We start from the raw sequence: 22,722 nt of genomic DNA, 5'->3' as shown, positions 1-22,722 counted from the left end.
GAAGTTCCGAATGAGTGAATTACGACTCGTTGTCGATGTCTGCGTTGTCGCCGTCGCCGCCGGGTTGGCCGTCTGCGCCCAGGGATTTGATGGTGAATGAGTCTGGACCTGTGGAGCCTGGTGAGGTGTACTCATATGGGTGGTCCCATGGGTCGAGGGTGATCGCCTTCTCTGAGTAAGGTCCGTGCCATTTGCCTTCTAGACCAGCGGGTGGTGTTTGAAGAGCGTTGAGGCCTTCTTCCGTGGTTGGGTAGCGGCCGCAGTCCAATCGGAAGTTGTTGAGCATGGAGCTCAGGGCGGTGATGTTTGAGTGTGCTGCACCCACTTTGGCCTGGTTTTGTTTGCCGATAACTTTCGGAACAACCAGTGCTGCGATGATCGAAATGATGAGGATTACGACCATCAATTCGATGAGCGTAAAGCCTGCCCGTTTTTGTCTGTTGAATCTCATAGTCATTACTCCTAGGCGACGGTTCGCCACAGATTTGCTTAAGTTTTGGTTCACTATTTCACGAGGTCCTGGGCCGCAAAGATCGGTAGCAGAACAGAGAGGACGACAAAGCCAACGAAGACGCCCATTCCGAGAACGATCAATGGTTCGACCATTGCCGTGAGTCGGCGCATTCCGTTGTCCACTTCGAAGTCGAGGGAGTCGGAAACGCGGTTGAGCATCTTGGGGAGGTCGCCGGTTTCTTCGCCGACTGCGACCATGTGAGTGAGAACTGGAGGAAATGCCCCTGCGTCGCGCATTGCGTCGGCGATGGGTCTACCTTCACGAACTTCGCGCTCTACTTCGATAGCGCTTTGGCGGAAGACACGGTTGCCAGAGGCCATGCCTGCAAGCTCCAGTGCTTCCAAAATGGGAACGCCGCCATAGACGAGGGTTCCGAGAACTCGGGAGAAACGAGAGACGGTTGATTTCTGGACGACCTTTCCGAGGACGGGCGCGTTCAGGAAGAACTTGTCTCGCATGTAGGCGCCTTGATCGGTCTTGGTCCAGAATCGGTATCCGAAGAAAGCGACGACGATTGTGATGATGATCGCCTTCCAGTTGTTCGTCAGGAAGCCTGTCATGGCCAGCAGCATCTTTGTGGAGAGCGGGAGGTCATTTCCGAGGCTTGTGAAGATGCCGGTCATTCGAGGAACGACGAAGGCTAGGAGGAAGATGATGACAAAGACGGCGGTGCAGGAGAGGATGACGGGGTAGATCAGGGCTGAGACAACCTGTGATCGTCTTTCGGTCTCTTTCTCTTGGAAGTCTGCTAGACGCGCTGCGACTTCACCAAACTGTCCGCTTTGTTCGCCCGACTTGAGGGTCTGGGTGAAGACGTCGTTGAACATCTTGGGGTAGGCGGCGAGGGCTTCGCTAACTGGTTTACCGCCTCGGACTTCTTCGAGGGCGTGTTCGGCGACTTCTGCTAGTTCGGCGCTTTCGGACTGTTCTGCAACGACTTGTAGTACGCGGTCGAGGGGGAGACCTGCTTCTGCCAGGTCCGACATTCGACGGGTGAAGAGGGCGAGATCACTGCGCGAGACTTTGCCTCGTCGCTTGCCCTCCATCTTGGCTGACGAGCCTTGCTTGGCGGCTTGCTCCTTTAGTTCCAGTACAAAACGGCCTTCGCTGGTGATGGCCGCGATCGCTGCGTCGCGTGTGGACGCATCGACAAAACCGGTTTTCCGCTTTCCGGAGGGTTCAAGCGCTGTGTATGCAAAAGTCGTCATGGTTGATTGCCTCTAAAGGGACGTACAAGTAAGGTTAAAAGTCCTCTCGTTGTGAAACTCGCATCACTTCTTCTGGCGAAGTCTTTCCGGCCATGACCGCGATACGTCCATCGCCGATCAGAGTTCGCATAGATTGGAACTTGACGGCGTGGTCGCGCATGGTGGAGGCAGATGCTCGATCGACCGTCATGCGGCGGATTGTTTCATCGACGAGGAACAGTTCGTAGAGACCTTGTCGGCCTTTGTATCCGGTGCCTTGGCATTTCTCGCAGCCTTTGCCTTTGCGATAGTTGGCCTTTTCGTCTGGCGAGATTCCGATGGCTTGGAGCATCTCGGGTTCTGGCTGATACGGCTCGGAGCAGTTGGGGCAGATCCTTCTGAGGAGTCGCTGAGCGACCACTCCGACGAGCGAGGAGGCGACCAGGTAGGGTTCGACGCCCATGTCTAGGAGACGGGTGACGGCACCGGCCGCATCGTTGGTGTGGAGGGTGGAGAAGACAAGGTGACCGGTGAGTGCTGCGTGGATGGCGATCTCAGCTGTTTCGTGGTCTCGGATTTCACCGACCATGATGACGTCGGGGTCTTGTCGAACGATGGATCTTAGACCCGATGCGAAGGTCAGTCCGATTTGGGGGCGGACCTGGATCTGGGAGATTCCGGAGACCTGATATTCGACTGGATCTTCGATGGTCAGGATGTTTGTGGTGGGTGACCAGATCTCCTGAAGGGAAGCGTAGAGCGATGTGGACTTACCTGAACCCGTTGGACCTGTTGCCAGGATGATTCCGTGCGGGATCGAGATAACTTTTCGGTACTTCTCCAAAACATCGGGCTGCATGCCGAGCTCTTCTAGGCCGAGCATGGCTGTGCCCTTATCGAGGATACGCATTACTGCGCGCTCGCCAAAAACTGTTGGGACGATGGATACGCGGACATCGACAGGACGGCCTGCGATCATGATTTTGATGCGTCCGTCTTGTGGAAGCCGGCGCTCTGCGATGTTCATCTCACCAAGGATTTTAAGGCGGGAGATGAGGGCATTGTGCATGCGCTTGGGTGGGCGCATCATGTCGTTGAGCATGCCGTCGATTCGATAGCGGACTTTGACTTCGCGCTCGAAGGGCTCAATGTGGATGTCGCTTGCACCGTCTCGGACTGCCTGGGCGAAGATCAGGTTCACCATTTGAACGACAGCTGTTTCGCCGGCCATCTTGGTGAGGTCGGCAAGGTCTGTGCTGTCGTCTACTTCGGCGGCGCCTTCTTCACCTGGGAGGCCTTGTAGGATCTTCTCTAGGAAATACTCTTCGATCTTTTCGCGGATGAGGGCGGGATCCGCGAGTACGGGCATGGTGGTTCTGCCGATGAGAATGCCCAAGTCGTCTACTGCTTGCAGCGCGTTGGGAGATCCCATTGCGACGATGAGGTTCTCGCCGTCGAGCGCCATTGGGAGGACTTGATTCTTCAGTGCGAATTCGCCTGGAGCCAGTGCGAGCGCTTGAGGGTTCGGCTTCGTAAGACTAAGGTCTACGAACTCGTACCCACTATCGGTCACATTGGTTTTGAGGGTTGTTCCCTCGCTGAAAGGCAGATTGATGCTCATTGGGGTCTGGCTCGAATTCCGGTGCTGGCACCGACGACTTTTTTTCTTTTTTGTTCACCAAACCGTGCAAATTGTCGGTGAATTTTTTGAGTCATAAAGCCGATACCCCGGCCTCGACGGATTCCCTGACAATATGTTCTCAATTCGGAAAAATAAACCTATCGCAATTGCAAAAATAGGTCGTTTGGCACAAAAAAGAAAACCCAGCGAAACCATTATGCGGGTTCGCTGGGCTAGATGCAATGAAGATGCGATGAGTTTTATGCAGCTTGTTGAAGTGCGTCGAGAATTGGGGTGCGTGCCTCGCGTGGTTTGTCTCTGAGGCAGGTGACAATCCACGCCGCCAGATCGAATTCTGACGCCTGATGAACTAGGTCTACAGGTTCGCCATTGATGGTGATCAGGTGGTTGGAGCGTGGCGGTTTTGCTGTGAGTGGGACGAAGAGACGATTGTCTTCTTTGTTGGGTTGGACTTGGAAGGCTTCTTCGAAGTGCTCTAGATTCCATTTCTCCAGGAACAGGGCAAGATTGCGGACGATGTTGCGGTCGTAGTCGATCTCTAGCTGTTTGAAGGTGGTGGAACCTGCGTGGTGCAGGAAGGCACCGTCGATGATCCAAAGTGTGTATCCGGCAAGTTTTGCTCGGAGGTTGAGGTCGTCGTCTTCGAAGTTGCCTAGGCCGTACACGGGATCGAAGCCGCCGATGTCGCTGAGACAGTCGTGGGTGATCAGCATGAAGAGTCCGCGTACTTGGTTGGCCTGGGTACCGGCTGAGTGGTGCTCGCGGTGCCAGGACTCGGAGAACTGCATCATCTCGGCGTAGTTGGAGTAGGTGCCGATGTCAACTTTTTGTGCGCCGCTTACTTCGTTGCTTACGGGGCCGATGATGCCTGGCTTTTGGCCTGAGGCTTCAAGTTCTTTCAGACCGCATACGAGTTGGCTTACGCAGTCTACGGATGGGAGGACATCGTCGTTGGTCACACCGAAGAGGTCGTACCAGCCTTCTTGCCACAGATAGTCTAAGCCCTTGTTGGCGCCTTGGCCGTATCCTATGTTCTTGGGTTCTTCAAGGAGCGTGACGATGTGGGGCATGTTGTCTCTTAGCGAGTGCAGTCGCATGAGAGCTTCGTTGTTCGAGCCGTTTGCGACGATCGCGAAGTGGACGGTGCCTGGATAGTATTTGGTGAAACTGTAGATTGCCTCTTCCGCGCGTTGTGCCTCGTTGACGGTTGGCATGGAGAGGCCGATGGATGGCCACTTGGGGAGGGAGCCTTCACCGATGACGGCGATTGTGTACTTGGCGGCTTCGTCTAGTCCCTCTTGAATGAGGCCTGGCCATCGGTTTTCTTGGGAGAGGAAGCGCACTTCGCGGTCGGGGAAGTGGTCTAGGATGAGCTTCGCAAACTCCGATGGGGTCCATTCGATGGTGTGGAACTGGTTCCAGGGCTTGTCGCCGAGGAGGTTGCCTGGTGAGTGATTGAGTCGGTTAGGAGTGGAGATGACGATGCGACCTTTGCAGGTGTTGAGTGCCTTGAGGAATTTCTCTGGGTCTGGAAGGTGCTCGATGGTTTCAAAGCTTAGGACCAGGTCGGCTTCGGAGTAATCAACGTCGCAGACATCGGCTGCCGCGAACTTGGCATGAGGATAGCGGTTGGAGGCGTGGGCCACTGCTTGGTCGGAGATGTCGTAACCGAGTGCGGTTGCGCTGAAAGTGGCGGCGTAGCCGAGACCGTAGCCTTCGCCTGAAGCTGCATCGATGATGCGTGCGCCTTCGTACCAAGGTCGGAAATACATGTATCGCTGCCAGTGGAAGGTTTCCGTGATTGGATCTGCCTGGTGGGGAACCATCCGTTCTCCGGTCCACGATAATGACGCTGGCGTAACAAGGGCACTCATAAGTTCTTTGACTCCTGGTATTTGTGTCGGCAGGAGTCAAAAAAACTTGAGTGGTTGTTGAGCTTATAAGTTAAAAAAGCTCAAGCAGTGAGGCAGATTTACTTTCTAGCCCCGATTTTTTCGATCTTGTAGATTCGGTTTGTGCCGTCGTCGCTGAATACGACTGTTCCATCTGGAGCTTCCTCGACATCTACGGGTCTACCTAAGACATCGCCGTTCTTTGAGAGGGTGCTGACGATGGGTTGGCTGCCGTATGGCTCTCCGACCACTGTATCGAACATGATGCGCTCGATTCTGTAGCCAGCTTTCTTGACGCGGTTCCAGGATCCGTGTTGCGCGGTGAGAACATCGCCTTTGAAATCGCCGCCAAGGGAAGTGTGGCTAAGGAATGTCCAGCCGTTGGGTGCCCAGTGAGGGCCGAATGACCAAACTGGGGGAGTGGTTTTGTTTACCAGGTCCAGGATGTCTGGTCGGTTCATGTATTCGTAGCGGGGGATTTTGTTGCCTACTACAAACGGGTGGCCGTAGAAGTTGCCTTTGATATATTTGTTGAACTCGCAGGGAGGATTCTCATCCGTGACTGGCTGGTTGGAGCCTTCGCGTTCCTTGAGGCTTTTGCCGAAGTTGTCGCTTCCGTGATCGCAGCCGTATAGCTCTGTGGTGCCGGGCTTGAAGCGAAGCTTCTCGGTGTTTCGGATTCCTGAGACGAATAGTTCGCGTGTGGATCCGTCGAGTGAGTATTTCCAGATCTTCTGTCGGTCGGTTGCTGTTTCGTCGTTGGCGTTTCCTGAGTCTCCGATTGAGGTGAAGAATCCGTCGTTTGTTACGAGAATCGATCTCCACCAGTGACCGCCGCTAGGGAGGTCCTTGAGGACGGTGACCACTTCATCTGCCTTGCCATCGCCGTCTTTGTCTCGGGCCATGAAAACGGAGCCTGAGGTGGTGAACCAGAGCCAGCCGTCTTTGTAGTCCAGACCGTGGACGCTCTTGTATCCTTCGACGAAGGTTGCCTTAGGAATGTAGCGGTTTCCTTGACGTTTGAGCGTCTGGATGGTGCCGCGTCCTGGCTGGGATACGTAGATCGTATCGTTCCCGACGAATTGAAGGAAGCGCGCTTCACCAAAGTTCTCCGCAACAATGGAAACCTTATATCCGGGGCGAACCCAGAATTCTGGTACACCTTCGCCACGACCTGAGGCAGCATAACCAACTTCCGGAAGGGTCTGCCAGACGGGCGTTGTTTGTGGAGCCGTTGTGACGGGACTCGAGGATATCAACGACGAAAAGAACATAATTGAAGACAGCACACTCATAGCAACAAAGTAGTAATACGTGGTGGGTAGGCAATACGTGCCATACAATTCTTGGAGACGATTTTAAAGGGGATCTCCCACCCATTTGTACAGCAGAGCGATAGACTTTTCGGCCATCTTGGATTAAGATCAGTTAATAGCCCGTCAACCAGTCAATGTTCAACCTTCAGAGGAATACGATAGGCCGATGGATCGCATGCATCACATGCGTTGTTTTGGCGTCGGTGGCTCTGGCGGCTGATCGATTCCCGACTAAAGAAGAGCTTGAAGAGGATGCGCCGAAGCCTGCGGTTGCGACTCCGCCTCGCCCTGTTCGGCCGGTAGCGCCGGCTGTTCCTCATGCGCCCAAGGCACCCAAGAAACGGGGGGCGACAGATGATCGGTGTGATGTGCCTCGGAAGCTGAGTGACCGTCCCAAGCGAAAGCGGCGCCGTCGGCTGATTTAGCCTTGCATCTGTCGCAGTTGCTCTAGGCGCGTGCTGTGGTTTTCCCAGTCGGTCATCTTCTGTTCCAATTGGTTTTGTAGATCTTGATGCTTCTGGGTGAGGCTGAGCAGATCTGCGTCGGCCGGGATGTTGGAGAGGACGTCTTCTAGTTTCTTGATGTCCTCTTCGGTTGTGGAGATTTCCTGTTCGGTTTGCTCGACGAGCTTTTCCATTCGGCCAATCTCTTTGCTGAGCTCTCTCGGGGTGAATTCGGGCGGCTTGGGGGCTTCGACTTGCTTTTGGGCTTGGGTGGTCTTTGACTGTGTGTTGGCTTGGAGTGTCTTTTGTTTTCGGCGGTATTCGGTGTAGCCGCCTGGATATTGGATGGAGCCGGATCGCTTGACGTCGAGGGTGTGGTCGGAGACCTGTTCTAGTAGCCATCGGTCGTGGCTGACGAGCACGAGTGTTCCTTGGAAGTCGCGGAGAACCTTGGCCAGGGCGTCTCTTGAAGCCATGTCCAAGTGGTTTGTAGGTTCGTCCAGGATGAGTAGGTTGGGGTTTAGGTGGGTGAGTTTGGCGAGGGAGAGCTTGTTCTTTTCACCACCGCTCATGGTCTTGATAGGGCGGTAGACGTCGTCTCCGGTGATCAGGAATCGGGCGAGGAGGTTGCGTGCTTCGGCTGGTTTTAGGTCTAGCTCGAACACGAACATGTCTATCGGTGAGAGTTCTTGGTCTAGGTCGCTGGCGTCTTGGGTGAAATATCCGACTACGACATTGGAACCGATTCGGGTCTTGCCGGAGAGCGGTTCGATGGCTCCCATTGCGACTTTGACCAGCGTGGATTTGCCTGCACCGTTCTCGCCGATGATGCCCCATCGCTCGCCGAACCGAACGGTCCACTCGAAGTCTTTGAATAGGTATTCGATGTCTTCGGGATTGGATGGGTTAGGGAAGCCGACGCTTAGTTTCTCGGCAGTCAGGACTAGATCGCCTGAGCGTTTGACTGTGCCGAATCCGCCCTTCATTTGGGCTTCGTTTTTCGGAGCATCTACTCGGTTCTCTACGAGGCGGTTCATCAGCTTTAGCCGACCGCGGGCTTGGGCTGTGCGTTGGGAGTTCATGAACCGCCGGACATACTCGTCCATCTTGGCGATCTCTTGATCTTGTCGCTTTGCGACTTCGATCAGCCGTTCGTCTTCTTCGGCTCGAAGCTGGAGGTACTTGCCGAAGGGGCCGGGGTAGGGGCGGATTGTGCAGTCACGAAGTTCTAGAACTCGGTCGGCTGTGTTTTCCAGGAAGGTGCGGTCGTGGCTTACGAGTAGGACGGCTCCGTGGTAACTGCGAATCCAAGACTCGAGCCATTCGGTCGCTTGCAGGTCGAGGTGGTTTGTAGGCTCGTCTAGGATGAGGAGGTCTGGCTCTTCGAGAAGAAGTCGCGCGATGGCTAGGCGCGTTTTTTCTCCGCCGCTGAGTTTGCTGGTGGGTTTGTCAAACTCTTCTTCTGTGAAGCCCATCTTCTGGAGGACAACCCTGAGGTCTCTTTCGGCGCTGTAGCCTTCTGCGTCTAGGAAGTGCTCATGCAGGAGGGCGTACTCTTCGAGGTCGTCTGCGGTTGGCGTTCCGTTCTCTAGGATGATCTCTAGTTGTTGAAGGCGAGCCTTCATGGAGAGCTGGTTTTTGAGAGCCTCTTCGGCTTCTTGAATGACTGTTCGTCCGGCGTCTACTTGTGCTTCTTGGCGGAGGTAACCGATCTTGGCTCCCCGTGAGAGAAGGACGGTGCCTGTGTCGGGTTCGTGCTGCTTGGTGATGATCTTGAGCAGGGTGGTCTTGCCGGTTCCGTTGCGACCTACCAGGGCGACTTTCTCACGTGCTTCCAGTCGAAAGTTCACGTTCTCTAGAACGATATCGACACCAAAATTCTTTGAAACGCTGGAAACACTGAGAAGCACTCGTAAAGTCTACTTTCCTGCGAATGTAAACAGATCACACGCGAAGCCCTAAGGCGTGCGATTGTATCGACCAAATTTAAAATAGGGGCTAATGGGCCCTCTCACGTTACAGCGTCGTTCGTGATTTCTATATTTGTGGGTTGATGCTTGGCGGAGTCCATGATTGTATAGGCAGCAGGAACGAATAGAACAGAGCTATCAGGCATTTCGCGAAACAGCATGCATTTTTGCGGCGCGAGTTCATGCTGCGATTCTGGTGGGTCTATGGCTCATCGCTTGTTTCGTTGGGTTATTCAGCGCTTCACATTTGGGCGACACCGTTGCAGCCCAGCAACGCATTTATCTGACATTGCTGGTTGGTGCGTTGATCATTTTTCCGGCGGGAGCTTCCACTGTCGTTCGATTTCCGACGAACGGTGCCAAGTTGTTGGTTACGGCGGCTGAGTGTGTGTTGGTCGGTCATCTGATCTTTCACTTTCAGGGCTCATTCAACGTCCATTTCCTTCCTTTTGTCTCGTTGGCGTTGATGCTTTTGTTTCGGGACGAGCAGGTGCTGATGTTGGGGACTGCCGGGCTCCTCGGTGTGTCCTGGATTTTCCGTGATCTGTTCATCAGTCGGTCAGGGCCTTACCCTGCTTCGCTTTTGGTGCTAGGCGCGGTGTTTACGGGTGCTACCTATATGAGCAACCGTCAGTTGCTGCGTTTTGCTTTAGCCACGGATGCGTTGAACAGAGAGCACGAGGAGCTGTTGGAACATCGCGAGGTGAAGATTCATGAGATTGAGAATCGTTGCCATGCGCTCAGCCTCGTCACGCCGAATGGGATGTTTCAGGTGGATGAACGAGGGAACTATGCCTATGCGAATGAGCGGTTCCACGATATTCTGGGCCTCTCGCGTTTTGATGCGGAGGGGCATGGTTGGTGGAAGGTCTTTAGCTTAGAAGACCAGCAGAAGCTGGAGCACTTGTGGGATCGTGACGATCCAGTTGATAGCTTGTCGCTCACGCTTCTTGTGCATAAAGAGAATTGTTCTGCGGAGCATATTCATTTAAGGGCGATTGCGATTGTTGATTTTAAGGGGCGCGTTTCGTCGTTTGTTGGGACGATTGAAGATGTTACTGATCAACGGCGGCAAGAGGAAGAGCTTCAGGAGTCTTTGGTTGAGCTGGCTATGGCGCGGTTTGCTGCTGAGGACAAGGCGAGTGCCCTTCAGGAGCAGGCGGAAGAGCTCCAGCGTGCACGTGATCAGGCGCTTGCTTCCACTCGGGCGAAGTCCTCGTTCTTGGCGAACATGAGCCATGAGATTCGCACTCCCATGAACGGCATTTTGGGGATGATGAACCTGCTGCTAGGGACGAGCTTGACAACGGAGCAGCGGGACTATGCGTCGGTTGTGAACAATAGTGCAGAAGCCTTGCTTACGGTCATCAACGACATTTTGGATTACTCCAAGATTGAAGCTGGGAAGATGACGCTTGAGAGTGTTGAGTTTGATGTTCGGGATGAGATCGAGGAGATCTGCGAACTTTTGGCGTGTAAGGCGCGGGAGAAACGTATCGAACTTGTTTCGAGCGTTCCGCCGAACTTCCCACGCACTTTGAAGGGTGACCCAAACCGGATTCGTCAGGTTCTGACGAACCTTGTGGGCAATGCTCTCAAGTTTACGGACCATGGGGAAGTGACCGTTGAGGTGGTGCTGGAGGATCGCATTGGCGACAAGGTCCAGTTTGTTGTGAATGTTCGGGATACCGGGATTGGTATTCCTTTGGATCGACAGGCTGTGGTGTTTGAGAGTTTTACTCAGGTTGATGGGTCCACTAGTCGAAGGTATGGCGGCACTGGGTTGGGTCTCACGATCTGTCGCCAGCTGGTTGAACTGATGGGTGGTTCGATTGGGGTTGTGTCTGATGGAAGGAACGGATCTACGTTTTGGTTCCGGTTGCTTCTTGCGGAATCAGAGGCTTCGACGAAGGAGTTGGAGTGCTGTAGTTCGCTTTCGGATCCGGTGCGGATGTTGCTTGTGGAGGACAATGAAACCACTCGGAAGATGATTACCGACTTGGTGCATTTCTGGGGCGGGGAGGTTGTTGCTTGCGAGTCCGGCAGGGCAGCCCTCGAGGCCGTTGGGAGATATCGGGCAGAGTCTTTTAGCATCATTTTGATCGATTCTTGTCTTGCTGACATGGGTGGATTGGCGGCGTTGAGCGCGATACGAGAGAAGGAAGGCTGGGAGTCTGTACCGACTGTTATGCTGTCCAATGGCACCGCTCGTCCTTCTGAAGATGAGCTTGCTGCGATGGACTTGCGGGGATGGTTGATGAAGCCTTTCCGAGCGTCTGGGTTGTTTGAGATGTTGGTCTCACTTTCGGACTCGGGCGCGAAAGGGGAGTCTCATGAGGGAGTTCGGGAGGAGTTCGCGCCGTTGAACCTCTCGATCTTGTTGGCTGAGGACAATCCGGTGAATCAAAAGGTTGCCCTTCGCTATCTTGAGCGCTGGGGTTGCCGGGTGCGGGTTGCAAACAATGGGTGGCAGGTTTTGATGCTGATTAAGGAGCAACCGTTTGACCTGATTCTGATGGATGTTCAGATGCCGGAGATGGATGGGATTGAAGCGACTGCTGAGGTTCGGCGTTTTGAGTCTCAGTTGGGCCGGAGGACTCCGATCATTGCGATGACGGCTCACGCTATGACGGGGGATCGGGAAACGTGTCTTGAGGCGGGGATGGACGACTACGTGACGAAGCCTATCAATACGAAGCAGCTACATGCTGCGCTTACTCGGTGGTCGGCACGTGCGGACCACCGAGCGGCATAGGGTTTTACTTCTGGATGGCGATGACGCTGGCATCGAAGATGGCGTCGTCGAGCTTGATGCTGAGAAGTGTTTGGTCGGAGGGGCTTTTATCGAGGGCGATCTGGGCGATGGCTGCTTTGGCTCCGCCGAGGATGATGTTCTCCATCTCTTGGACGTTGACACCGTCGTCTTTGAGCTTACTTAGGACGCCTGCGAGCACGCCGACTCGGTCGATGTGGCGAACTACCAGTAGGTGAGTTGCGTTCTCGGCTTTCTTGACGTTGACCACGTTGGGTACGACGCCTGTGTTCTTGTACTCGCGGACGATGCGGACGACTTCACCTGCGACGGCATCTTGGGCTTGGTCTGTGCTGGCTCCGATGTGGTGGGTGCAGTAGACGCCTTGTTTGGTTTTGAGTGAGCCTTCGTAGACTCCCTCGCCGCCGGCTGGTTCGCCGTCGAATACGTCTAGGCCTGCGGTGATGTGTCCGGAGTCCACCGCTGCTTCCAGGGCTGCCTGGTCGACTACTTCGGCGCGGCTTGTGTTGATGAAGATTCCCCCTGGCTTCATGGCTTTGAAGAATTCATCGTTCAGGATGCCTTTTGTCTCGGGGGTGAGGGAGACGTGGACGCTGACGATGTCGCACATGGCTGCGAGTTCGGTTGGGCTGTTGGCTCGGCCAATTCCGAGGGCTGCGGCGACGTCTGGGGTCATCCAGCGTGAGTGGGCGACGACGTTCATGCCGAAGGCGCGTGCTCGGACGATCATCTCCTGGGAGATTTTGCCCATGCCGATGAGGCCGATGGTTCGTCCGTAGAGTCCGCGAGCTTTGCTGAACTCTTTCTTGTTCCATTTGCCTTCGCGGAACTGGATGACGTTGTCGGCGATGTGTCTGTCGCAGGCGAGGATGAGGCCGAAAGCGAGTTCGGCGACTGCGTAGGAGTTCTTGCCTGGGCAGTTGGTGACGAGGATGCCACGGTCGCTGGCGGCAGCTACGTCGATGGTGTTGTAACCTGCGCCTGCGCGGATGACGACACCAAGTTTGGGGGCGGAAAGCATCGTTGCGTTGACCTTGGTCGAGCGAACGACCAGAATCTCGCTTTCCGATTCGTTCAGTGCTTTTACCAGTGACTCGTCTTTGAGATCGGGCTCGTAAATGACCTCGACGCCCAGCTTCGCCAGCCCGTCGAGACCGCTCTTCTCGAATTTGTCAGCAACTAAGACCTTCATAGAAGCCATAGCGTACCGAGGTTCGGGTCTTAATTTGTGGTGCGAGTGTCAATCCGACCAGTAGGGGGTCGTGTTTGCATCTTGTGTTTGGGGCATTTGTGTGATCCGCCGTTGCGATACGTCCATTTTGAGTTCTGGATGGAGTAATATCTTAACCTCACGCCGGGGTGGCGGAATGGTAGACGCGGCGGTCTCAAACACCGTTGAGCTAAAACTCGTGTGGGTTCGAGTCCCATCCCCGGTACCAGGTTTTAAGGGCCTGACTCTGTTTTTACAGAGTCAGGCTCTTTTGTTTTACTTTGCTCCGTGTTTGCGGAGGGCGGCTTTTACGTCGTCCCTATTTCCGGCTATTTGAAGCATGGAGATGTTGTTTAGGTTGGCGGGGGCGTGGACGTCTGCTCCTGCGCTGATGAGCAGTTCGACGATCCCGACGTAGTCTCCGGCCTGGTTTCGGCACCAGTGAGAGCCGTGGCAGGTCCAGCCGAGAGGGGGGCTTTTGTGGTTGGCGTCGGTGAGGTCTAGCGGGACCCGGCCTATTAGGAGTCGGACGACATTGATGTGTCCGAACCAGCATGCTAGGTGAAGGGCGGTTCCGGAGTCCATTCCGGGAGTGAGCGGATCTAGTCCGGCTTCTAGGAGCAGTCGGACTGTTTCGGTTTTGCCGGCTTGAGCTGCGTCTGTGATGGCGCGTGCTTCGTGGCCCATGTTCGTGCCGAGTCCTGGGTGTTGCTTGAGGATCTTTGCGAATGATTGTGGGTCTTCTGCCCAGGCAGCGGCTATTAGCTGTTGGCTGGGTGAGGCGACTTTTTGTAGTTCTTCCAAGGCGGCCGTCTTCTTTCGTTCGGCGGCGATGTGAAGCGGTGACTTGGTGGAGCCAAGGAGATAGGCGTAGATGTGGCCGCCATTTGAGCTGGTGGTGACAAAGGGAGGTGCGCCTACGTGGGCTAGAGCTGCTTCTGGGGTCTCCGCGAGTATTTGACGGACAAGATCTCGGTCGTCCAAGACAACTGCCGTGAAGATGTCTGGGGTGGCGCCGTGCTCTAGTAGGAGTCGCGCTATTTCGGGTCGGTTGATTTGATACTGAATTGGCGTGCTTTCGTGATCGACGTCGCGTTGTTCGAGGTCGGCACCTGCTTCTAGCAGGAGTTTTGCTGTTTCTAAGGTTGATGCAACGTGGAGTGGACGCTGGCCATCTCCGCCGGGGGCGTTGGCACTGGCGGGGTCTTGTTTCAAGATTGCTTGCAGTACGTCGGCTTTGCCTTGTGCGGCTGCTGAGAAGGCGGTGAACTTTGCTCCTAGCTCGACCAGCACGTCCACGACTTTCTCGGACGCGAGATCTAGTGCGTCGAATCCGCCTGCCCACCACTCGGAACGTCCATTTGGATCGGCTCCGAAGCGGACGAGGGTTCGAATCAGTTGGGCGGAATCGGCGCGTCTGCAGGCTTGGACGATGGCAGGCGTGTCGAATGCGAAGAGTGGTTCGTTCAGCTGCTTTCGTAGGGAACTGTTTTTGGTGAGGAGGGTCTCCAGCTCTGAGACATTGCCGGATTCGACCGCACTCTTGAACTTCTCGATGAGAATGGGTGTTTCGATTTTGTCGACGAGTTTGGGCCAGCTCTCGAAGCCGTACTTTCGGGCAATGAGCCTTTGGGCGTCTGCGAGTTTGGCGTTGGCTAGTTTTTCGCCATCGACCAGGGTTTCGCCAGTTTGAAGAGAGCGAAGAAGTTCCTTCGCTTGGGTTCGGAGCTGCCGGATATCGGCTCGCTCGGGGATTTGTTCAGACATATAACCTCCGCTGCATGTCCTGTGGTCCGCGAACAGGCGACAACAAAGGTCGGTGTACTTAACGATATCTGATTCGGATGGACTCAGTCCTTCCCGCGGACCCGGCGGCCCTCTTAAGGCCACATCAACTTTAGCACGATCATGGGGAAGTAGGCAAGATGGCCTTTTTGTTATGTTTGGCGTCGGTAATATTCCACTCTCAATGAAAAGGGATCGGCTCAGTATTATGATCCTCGCCTATGATGGGGCGGAAGAATCTCGAATTGGTCGATTCGTTGCGGCGAATCTGGCTGAGATGGGGTTTGAGTTTCGATTTGTCCAGAGCGCGTTTGAGTATGAGCAGTTCAGCAGTGAGGCAGACACGCGGAGGCTGATTGTCATGAGTTCGGATTGGGATTTCTTCCTAGCGGACTTGATGACTGCAGCTAAAGTCCATTGGTCTTCTACTGATTCAAGGATAGCGAAGGCTTTAAATCAGCAAGAAGAGCAGCGCCGTTTGCGTTACCGATCACCGAGACTATTTGTCATCTGCTCCCATGGATCGAATTGGGACACGCCATATGAAAGTGTTGTATATGCCTTTCGGAACGAGGAAGAAGTGGGGGGACGCTTTCAATCTGCCTTTCTTAACTGGCATGTTGATGAAGAGTTCTGAAGAAGTTTGGGGCTACAGAAATCTCTTGCCCTAAACCCTATCATCGGACCGGTGTGGTTCGGACATACTCGGCCAATGAGTTCGATTCCTGTAGCTCTTCAGCTTTACTCAGTTCGAAACGAGTGTGCTTCCAATTTTCTAGACACCATCCGCAAAGTGGCCGACATGGGTTATGACGGGGTTGAGTTTGCCGGCTTTCATGGGCACTCAGCCGAGGATATTAAGGCTGTTCTTGAGGAGACGGGTCTTCAGGTTGAAGGCGCTCATGTGCCGCTTAATGCTTTCAATGAGGACGTGTTTGACGAGACGATTGCTTATTACAACACGATTGGTTGTAAGTGGCTGATTGTGCCGTGGATCCCTGAGTCGATGCACAACTCCGTTGAATCTGCGACGGAAACTGCGAAGCTGTTTTCGGGGCTTGCGGCAAAGTTAGAGCCTCTTGGTCTGCGTACTGGGTTCCACGCGCACAGTGGAGATATGCGGATTTTGGAGAATGGGAAGTCGGCGTGGGACATTATTGCTGCGAACACCCCTGATTCGTTCTTGATGCAGTACGACACGGCGAATGGCATGGAGGGTGGGGCTGACCCGGTGCAGCCTATTCTTGATTGGCCCGGTCGATCTGCGTCCACTCACCTTAAGGAGTGGGCTGGGGAGCATGGGGCTGCGCTCATTGGTGAGGGTGATATTCCTTGGGAGCGCGTTTTTGAGGCTTGCGAGGGAACGGGAGGCGTTCAGTGGTACGTGGTTGAGCATGAGGATGAGACGCTGATGCCACCCATCGCCGCTATTGAGAAGTGTCTTGCCAATCTCCGGGCTATGGGCCACTAGTCTGGCCTGGGTGCCATAATCTCTTAATGCAAATCGAAGCGTTCAAAAAGGCTCTTGGAGAGTTGACCCTTACTCGGGAGCAGATTGAGCGCTTCGAAGCCTTTGAAGAAGGGCTGTACGAATTCAACGAGGTGATGAACCTCACGCGCGTTCCTCGTGACGAGTGCTGGTTGCGGCACTTTGTGGATTCGTTGCTGTTTCAGGATCTGATTCCTCATGGAGCGTCTGTGCTTGACATTGGGACTGGGCCTGGTTTCCCTGCGTGGCCACTGGCTTGTGCTCGGCCGGATTTGGTGGTTACGGCTTTGGATTCGAGTAACAAGATGCTTGGGTTCTTGAAGTCGCAGCCGTTGCCGAACCTGATAACAGTTCAGGACAGGGCCGAGGACTGGGGCATTCGGGAGCACTTTGATGTGGTGACCGGTCGAGCTCTTGCTCCGCTTCCTATCCAACTTGAGCTTTCTGCACCACCGTGTAAGGTTGGTGGGCAGCTTGTGTTGATGCGTACACCTTCCGATGATCTGCTGTCTGCAAACTTTGAGATACTGGGGCTTCGACCTGCCGGGTTGCACAAGCGGACTCTTCCGGGGACAGATATTGTGCGGGCGTTCCCTGTGTATGTGAAGGAGAGGCCCACTCCGGCGCGTTTTCCTAGAAAGTGGGCGGATATTAAGGCTAAGCCATTGATTAAGGGTTAGGGAGTCCTGGGTTCTCGGAGGAGAGCATAAACTTCTGCAGTGTCACTGCTTTGGGATATTTGGGGTCTAGCTTGAGTGCGATTCTCAATTCGTTTCTTGCTTCTTCCACTTTCTTCATCTCCCACAGGGCCGCGGCTTTTTGAGTGTGGTAGGGCGGGGATGTTGGCACTTGCTTTGCAGCTTCATTAGCAAGCTTGAGCGACTGTTCAATATTGCCTTTGGCTTGAGCAATTTCGGAGAGTTGAAATCGCGATTCGGAACTCGTGCTCTTGGCGAAATTGATCAGTTGCTCGTGCTTTTCCTGGTCTGCGCGCTTGATGCATTCCTCGAACATGGGTTCAGCGCTCGGATCGTCACCCAGAATACGGTAGATCTTTCCCAGCGCGAAGTAGGGGTGCCAGTTATTCGGTTGAAGCGTGGTGAGCTTTCGAAACTCAGGGATTGCCTTCTTGAGATCGCTGGTTTCGACATCTGTGAGTGCGTCGCCTTTGTCGTACTTTTCTATCGCTTTCGTGCTCAGCTCGATGGCTTGCTTCATCGTCGTGTCTACGTCTGTGGTTCCTGACTTCGGGCTGGTTCGGGAAGCGAGCACCAAGCCTGCGAGCACCGCAAATGCGATCAAGTAGGGAAGAGCTTTCTTGATTCCTGACTTGGTTTCAGTTTGCGACAATGTTCACCAACTTGCCCTTAATCACGATGACCTTTCGGACGGTTTTGTCTTCCAGGTGGATCTGTACTTTAGAGCTTGCCAAGGCGGTTGCTTGGAGTTCTTCATCGGAGGAGCCTGCGGCTGCTTCGAAGGTGTCTCGGAGCTTTCCGTTTACCTGAACGGCTACGGTGACGGTGTCTTCTTCGGCCAACTTAGGATCGGATTTTGGCCATTGGGTTTCGTAGGTGAAGCCGTCTTTGTTGATGGAGCTCCACAGCTCGTCTGCGCTGTGAGGCGCACCGGGGCTGATGAGCAGGATGAGGGATTCTACGGCCTCGGAGAGGGCGATGGCGGTTGCTCGGGATACATTCGCGAGGTCCAAACCGTTGCGGACTTCGTACAACGTGTTTACGTAGATCATGAGTCCGGAGACGTAGGTATTGAAGGCGAATCGGTCGATGTCGTAGGTTGCTTTCGCGATGGTTTGGTGTGTGGCACGGCGTACCTTTCGGGCGGTGTCGTCCATCTCTTCAAACTCGACCAGGTCGCGCCACTCAGCCGCGTAGATGGGTTTGAGATCTTCTACGAGGCGGAAGATTCGCGAAAGGAACTTGACCATTGCGGCCATGCCTTCGTTTTTCCATTCTACGTCGGCCTCGAAGGGAGCGACGAAGAGCAGGTACATGCGCAACGCGTCTGCGCCGTACAGTTCTACTGCCTCGTTCGGGGTGACGACGTTACCCTTGGACTTGGACATGCGTGCCCAGCGGTGGAAGACTTCGTCTTGAGGCAGTGATTTTGCTTCCTCGAAGGAGACCAGGATGCCATCTTCACCGACCCCTAGATTCTCGTCCTCGCGAGGCTTTCGGTAGGGAGTCATTGCCAAGACCTGGCCTTGGTTTTGGAGTCTTGCGAACGGCTCTTTCACCTTTACCAGACCGGCATCGTACAGCACCTTGGTCCAGAAACGGGCGTAGAGCAGGTGCATGACGGCATGCTCGGCGCCGCCTACATAGCAGTCCACGGGCATCCAGTATTCGGCTTTCTTGGTGTCCCAAGGTTCGTTGCTATTGTGTGGATCGATGAACCTGAGGAAGTACCAGCTGGAGCAGGCGAATCCACCCATAGTGTCGGTTTCGCGTGAGCCGAGACGACCGTCGAGGTCGGTGGTATTGACGAACTCTGGGATGTGGGCGAGTGGGGAGGTGCCGTCTCCACTTGGTTCGTAGTTGTCTACGACCGGGAGTTCCACGGGCAGGCTGGACTTGGGTGCTAGCTGCATCTCGCCATCCTTAGTGTGGATGATGGGGATGGGGCAGCCCCAGTATCGCTGTCTTGAGATGAGCCAGTCGCGGAGCTTGTACTGGATCTTGCGCTCGCCGATACCGAGGGCTTCGACCCAAGTGCCTAGGCCGTGCTGGGCTTCCTTTACCGACAAGCCTGAGTACTCGCCGGAATTGACCAATAGCCCGTCTTTGGAGACGAACGGCAATTCAGTGTCTTCGCCGGTTTCGGGGGCGATGACTTGGATGACTGGGATGCCGAACTTCTTGGCGAACTCAAAGTCGCGCTCATCGTGGGCTGGAACGGCCATGATGGCACCTGTTCCGTATGTCGCCAGGACGTAGTCGGCTAGCCAGATTTGCACTTTGGAGCCGTTTGCTGGGTTGATGGCGTAGGCACCGGTGAACACGCCTGTTTTCTCGCGGGTGGTGGATTGGCGGTCTGTGTCGCTTAGCGTCTTCGCATGGAGTTGGTAGGCCTTGATTGCTTCTTGGTGCTCTAGATCGACGTTCTTTAGAATGGTCTCGACCAGTTGGTGCTCGGGAGCTAGCACGCAGAAGGTCATGCCGAAGACGGTGTCGATTCGAGTGGTGAAGACCTCAAAGGTTAGGGGGTTGTCGCCGTGTGACCATTCTAGGTCTCCGGTGACGGCTCGCATCTTGCCCAAGACGGCATCTACATCTGCGCCTATATCTCCGATGCCTGCATGAGCATCTTGAGCTTTGCTGACCATCTGATCTGCCTTGGCAGCGGTGGCTTGATCTACTTCCGGTTTGAAGCCGCTCTCTAGGAGTTCGTCTTTGATCTTCTGTAGTTCGTCGATGGGAGCGGAGGCACTTGCCGTCGTTGGTAGGGTGACTGGAGCCTCGAATACGATCTGCATCGAGAATTGGACACCTTCGCTTCTGCCGATCCAGTTTCGCTGCTGGTTTTTGATGCCCTCGGGCCAATCGAGTTCGTCAAGGTCGTCGATGAGACGTTGTGCGTACTCTGTGATCTTGAAGAACCATTGTGGGATGTACTTCTTTTCGACCAGTGCGCCGGAGCGCTCGGCTCGGCCTGCGATGACTTCTTCATCGGCGAGCACTGTCTTGTCGATTGGGTCCCAGTTGACGGCTGCCATCTTTCGATAGGCCAAACCGCGTTCGTAGAGCAGTTCGAAGATCCACTGAGTCCACTTGTAGTAGGAAGGATCTGAGCTGGAGAAGGATCGCGACCAGTCGTAGCTCACGCCGATGAGATCCATCTGGCTGTGGTATGTGTCTGCATACCGTGCGATCATGGGCGCGGGGTGCGTTTTGCGTTTGATCGCTTCGTTCTCTGCGGGGAGGCCGAAGGCATCGAAGCCCATGGGGTGGAGGACGTTGTAGCCCTGCATCACCTTCATGCGGCAGATTACGTCTGTTGGAACGTAGTTGCGGCAGTGACCGACGCTGAGCCCTGCTCCGCTAGGATATGGGAAAAAGTCCATACCGTAGAACTTGGGAGCGTCTGGGTTTTCTCGGGTTTTGAAGAGGTCTGCGTCTTTCCAGCTTTGACGCCACTTGGCCTCAAAGGTGGACGGCTCGTATCGGTCTGCCATACACCTTTGAGGGTACCGCTTTCAGGACGGTTTCTTATAGACTATCGCTTTGATTCGAATCATGGTTCGGCCTGCTTCGGTTCCTACCATGATCAAAAGGTCGTTCCCTTTGGGTGTTCGCCCGATGAGCTGTTTGCCGTTGTCTTGTTTGAGGGCGTCCAGATGGAGCTTGTCCACATAGAAGGTGCAGACTTTCTCTACTGGGTCCTTGGTGGCTAGGACGAGCTCGTATCGAGTGCCGCCTTGTTTGTCATCGACGGGTGGTCGTGTCATGCGGTCTGGTGCTTCGCTGCCGGGGTAGATCGGCACTTCCATCTTCTCGGACAGGGAAGTTGGCGTTAGTTCGCCTGCGGACTTCTGAACTTCAGGTTTTGGGGCAGGCTTTGAGTTGGACTCGGCAGGTTGTTCTGCGGGCTTGGAGCAGCCAGCGAGGATGGCGCTCGCTACCATCAGCGGCCAAAGATTCTTCACATGCCGAGTTTATCCGAATGTGTCTGGTTGCTAGTGGTGGATGGAGTGGTAAAGCGAATCGATCTTGTTGCGAACGGTTGAGGAGATTTGGTCGAAGGGAACAGGTGGAGTCTGATCTGAAATTACTTCTTGCAGTTCGCCTAGCAAGATCGATTTGTGTGAGGGTGCCTCGGCCGTGAGCCTGAACAGCTTTCTTTGACAGGTTCTAAATTTGAATTGCTTGCTGAGATCTGTATGAATGCCGTCTTTGGACCACGAGCGCACGGCGATGGACATCAGATCCGTTACTGAGCACGGGCCATCCTCGTTGGGGAACATCATGAGGCCGTCGTCATCGTGCTCAGTATTTGACACCAGGACGTTGGCCCCGGGCATGAAACTTGGTTCAATTTCTTCAACGAAAACTGGTGCACCCAGACCTGGCTTAACAAATCCATTTTGTCTGTAGACCGATTTTCTAATCAGGTTCTGGATGTCGGGAGTGAGTGAGTCGTAGGTAACAGGCGTGCCTGGTGCGATCGCATTTCTGAGAGAAGGCACTTCACGGTTGGCAGATGCGGTGGATATTGCATCTGACAGCTCTGGGTAGATGCTCCGTAGCAACTGTGTGTCGAGACCATCTATTTGCATGGAATAGTCTGAGGATTGCGAGTATTTTTCCAAGCTGTCGAACGGAACGTAACCATGTGTGCCGAGGTCTTTGACGACTGTGCTGAGCTGGTTCCAATTGATACTTGCTACTGGGCAATCGGTGGTGTCTGGGCCGACCACGAGGCAGGAATCGATGACTTGGGCTTTCAGTCCAAGGTCGGAGAGGTGGTTGTAGAGTTTTTCGGGCGCGCTTGCTAGATATGCGGTGGCTGCACCCATTTTCCAGTCTTCGAGGCAGAGAACCAGGTCAAGGGAGTTCTTTTCTGCGATTGCCTGGAGAACGCCTTCGATGGATTGGCTGACTTCAACGCGAACTGGCTCGGATTTCAGGGTTTCCCTTCGGTCTGCTGATAGGAAGTGAGGGCGCTCTCGGACAAAGTGCGGTCGGAGGGCGTCCACTGTGCCTTTGACTCGACCCGAGAAGTTGGAAGGCATATTGAGCGTCGGGGCTGTGGATGGAGGCGTGAGGGTTACTAGAACGCTTGAGATCCACTGTTGTCGGTCGTTGAGGTAGTTCAGCTGGCACTTTAGAGATGGTGAGTGAAGGGGTCTCTCGATGCTGATGTACTCCGATGTCGGATCTTCGGAGGGGTTGTCGAAGAATGCGTTTTCGTCTGGGGAGACTGGACGTCCGGGAACGGCTAGGCTCCAATTGCGGGCGGTGGTTAGCCACTCTGTGGCTTTGGTTGCTGCCGAGTCTGGGAGTTTTTGCTGTAGGGAGTTTGGGTTAATGGCTAGGACGAGGCGTGAACCCGAGGGGATGGCTGCGATGGTTGGGATGTCTAGTGTGCCGAAGACGTTGGCCCAGGTCTTTTTTGCTACTTCTTCCGGAGTTGTGGGTGTTGCAATTTGTCCGAACGAGGTGGCGATGTTTGTGAGCCAGAGGGTTCTGGTTGCTGCCTCTGAATGACGAGTGTTCGCGATTACGCCGTCATCTCTTGTGAGTGTAGAGCCCTTCCATTCGCAGCCGGTTGCTGCTGCAATGTACTTCACCAATTGATCAGGGGTGGACTTGTTGGCGTGGATCGAGAGGATTTCATTTCCCACTGTTCGATCTGCTTTGGCTTCTTTGGAGGTTTTGGACCAGAAGTCTGCGAGGCTTGCTCCCACTGGGGCCGCCGAGATCTGAAGGTTCGATTGGGTGATTGCACAAACTGAAAGGAAAACTAGCAAGTAAAAATACT

Annotated in this window: 17 protein-coding genes and 1 tRNA gene; 6 read left to right on the top strand and 12 right to left on the bottom strand. The window is 54.6% G+C overall.

The genetic code is table 11. The features are described from left to right. Window positions 1-19: 19 nt before the first annotated feature. The 5 genes from gspG to ACZ51B_RS02765 all read right to left on the bottom strand — a co-directional run bounded on the left by gspG (window position 20) and on the right by ACZ51B_RS02765 (window position 6,494). Window positions 20-451 carry a type II secretion system major pseudopilin GspG gene (gene gspG, locus ACZ51B_RS02785; RefSeq protein ID WP_464295711.1) on the bottom strand — a complete coding sequence of 144 codons (432 nt, stop codon included), beginning with the start codon at window positions 449-451 and terminating at the stop codon, window positions 20-22. A gap of 53 nt (window positions 452-504) precedes the next feature. After that, window positions 505-1,722, bottom strand: coding sequence for a type II secretion system F family protein (locus ACZ51B_RS02780; RefSeq protein ID WP_464295710.1), 1,218 nt, complete (start codon window positions 1,720-1,722; stop codon window positions 505-507). Window positions 1,723-1,756: 34 nt separating this feature from the next. Continuing rightward, entirely contained in the window at window positions 1,757-3,322 is a 1,566-nt protein-coding gene (gene gspE / locus ACZ51B_RS02775; RefSeq protein WP_464295709.1) for a type II secretion system ATPase GspE, read from the bottom strand. A gap of 260 nt (window positions 3,323-3,582) precedes the next feature. Further along, a complete protein-coding gene (locus ACZ51B_RS02770) occupies window positions 3,583-5,169 on the bottom strand; it encodes a methyltransferase domain-containing protein (protein WP_464295708.1) in 1,587 nt (528 codons plus the stop codon). 146 nt (window positions 5,170-5,315) lie between these two features. Next, on the bottom strand, window positions 5,316-6,494 hold the full coding sequence (locus tag ACZ51B_RS02765) for a PQQ-dependent sugar dehydrogenase (protein WP_464295707.1): 1,179 nt from the start codon (window positions 6,492-6,494) through the stop codon (window positions 5,316-5,318). A 191-nt stretch (window positions 6,495-6,685) separates the two neighbouring features. On the opposite strand from ACZ51B_RS02765, the gene ACZ51B_RS02760 reads away from it, so the two are divergent. Continuing rightward, on the top strand, window positions 6,686-6,976 hold the full coding sequence (locus ACZ51B_RS02760; RefSeq protein WP_464295706.1) for a hypothetical protein: 291 nt from the start codon (window positions 6,686-6,688) through the stop codon (window positions 6,974-6,976). Here ACZ51B_RS02760 and ACZ51B_RS02755 read toward each other — a convergent pair. After that, window positions 6,973-8,844, bottom strand: coding sequence for an ABC-F family ATP-binding cassette domain-containing protein (locus ACZ51B_RS02755; protein ID WP_464295705.1), 1,872 nt, complete (start codon window positions 8,842-8,844; stop codon window positions 6,973-6,975). The two genes, ACZ51B_RS02760 and ACZ51B_RS02755, sit on opposite strands and share 4 nt — an antisense overlap. A gap of 223 nt (window positions 8,845-9,067) precedes the next feature. On the opposite strand from ACZ51B_RS02755, the gene ACZ51B_RS02750 reads away from it, so the two are divergent. Next, window positions 9,068-11,719 (top strand): response regulator, encoded by a 2,652-nt coding sequence (locus tag ACZ51B_RS02750; RefSeq protein WP_464295704.1) that lies wholly within the window; start codon window positions 9,068-9,070, stop codon window positions 11,717-11,719. A 4-nt stretch (window positions 11,720-11,723) separates the two neighbouring features. On the opposite strand, the gene ACZ51B_RS02745 is transcribed toward ACZ51B_RS02750, so the two are convergent. Next, entirely contained in the window at window positions 11,724-12,929 is a 1,206-nt protein-coding gene (locus ACZ51B_RS02745; RefSeq protein WP_464295703.1) for an NAD(P)-dependent oxidoreductase, read from the bottom strand. Between the two features lie 161 nt (window positions 12,930-13,090). On the opposite strand from ACZ51B_RS02745, the gene ACZ51B_RS02740 reads away from it, so the two are divergent. Beyond that, a tRNA-Leu gene (locus tag ACZ51B_RS02740) sits at window positions 13,091-13,176 on the top strand. Between the two features lie 47 nt (window positions 13,177-13,223). On the opposite strand, the gene ACZ51B_RS02735 is transcribed toward ACZ51B_RS02740, so the two are convergent. Next, window positions 13,224-14,714 (bottom strand): ankyrin repeat domain-containing protein, encoded by a 1,491-nt coding sequence (locus ACZ51B_RS02735; RefSeq protein WP_464295702.1) that lies wholly within the window; start codon window positions 14,712-14,714, stop codon window positions 13,224-13,226. Between the two features lie 172 nt (window positions 14,715-14,886). Here ACZ51B_RS02735 and ACZ51B_RS02730 point away from each other — a divergent pair, with 172 nt between their 5' ends. The 3 genes from ACZ51B_RS02730 (at window position 14,887) to rsmG (ending at window position 16,901) form a co-directional block, all read left to right on the top strand. Further along, window positions 14,887-15,369 (top strand): UBA domain-containing protein, encoded by a 483-nt coding sequence (locus ACZ51B_RS02730; RefSeq protein ID WP_464295701.1) that lies wholly within the window; start codon window positions 14,887-14,889, stop codon window positions 15,367-15,369. A gap of 75 nt (window positions 15,370-15,444) precedes the next feature. Further along, on the top strand, window positions 15,445-16,203 hold the full coding sequence (locus ACZ51B_RS02725) for a sugar phosphate isomerase/epimerase family protein (RefSeq protein ID WP_464295700.1): 759 nt from the start codon (window positions 15,445-15,447) through the stop codon (window positions 16,201-16,203). 26 nt (window positions 16,204-16,229) lie between these two features. After that, complete coding sequence (rsmG, locus tag ACZ51B_RS02720; RefSeq protein ID WP_464295699.1) at window positions 16,230-16,901, top strand: 16S rRNA (guanine(527)-N(7))-methyltransferase RsmG; 672 nt, start codon at window positions 16,230-16,232, stop codon at window positions 16,899-16,901. Here the strand turns inward: rsmG and ACZ51B_RS02715 are convergent. Genes ACZ51B_RS02715 through ACZ51B_RS02700 form a run of 4 tightly spaced genes read right to left on the bottom strand, consistent with a single transcriptional unit; the run spans window position 16,891 to window position 22,711 of the window. Then, on the bottom strand, window positions 16,891-17,571 hold the full coding sequence (locus ACZ51B_RS02715; RefSeq protein ID WP_464295698.1) for a tetratricopeptide repeat protein: 681 nt from the start codon (window positions 17,569-17,571) through the stop codon (window positions 16,891-16,893). The two genes, rsmG and ACZ51B_RS02715, sit on opposite strands and share 11 nt — an antisense overlap. Next, window positions 17,558-20,416 (bottom strand): leucine--tRNA ligase, encoded by a 2,859-nt coding sequence (gene leuS / locus ACZ51B_RS02710; RefSeq protein WP_464295697.1) that lies wholly within the window; start codon window positions 20,414-20,416, stop codon window positions 17,558-17,560. Before leuS ends, ACZ51B_RS02715 begins: the two co-directional genes overlap by 14 nt. Before the next feature lie 21 nt (window positions 20,417-20,437). Then, complete coding sequence (locus ACZ51B_RS02705) at window positions 20,438-20,887, bottom strand: hypothetical protein (RefSeq protein ID WP_464295696.1); 450 nt, start codon at window positions 20,885-20,887, stop codon at window positions 20,438-20,440. A gap of 30 nt (window positions 20,888-20,917) precedes the next feature. Beyond that, window positions 20,918-22,711, bottom strand: a complete 1,794-nt coding sequence (locus tag ACZ51B_RS02700; RefSeq protein WP_464295695.1) for a hypothetical protein — start codon at window positions 22,709-22,711, stop codon at window positions 20,918-20,920. Window positions 22,712-22,722 lie beyond the last annotated feature (11 nt).

The sequence above is a fragment of the Fimbriimonas sp. LA-C6 genome, from assembly GCF_055398105.1.
The sequence above is the reverse complement of the archived record's forward strand: the minus strand, read 5'-3'. Positions and strand labels throughout refer to the sequence as shown.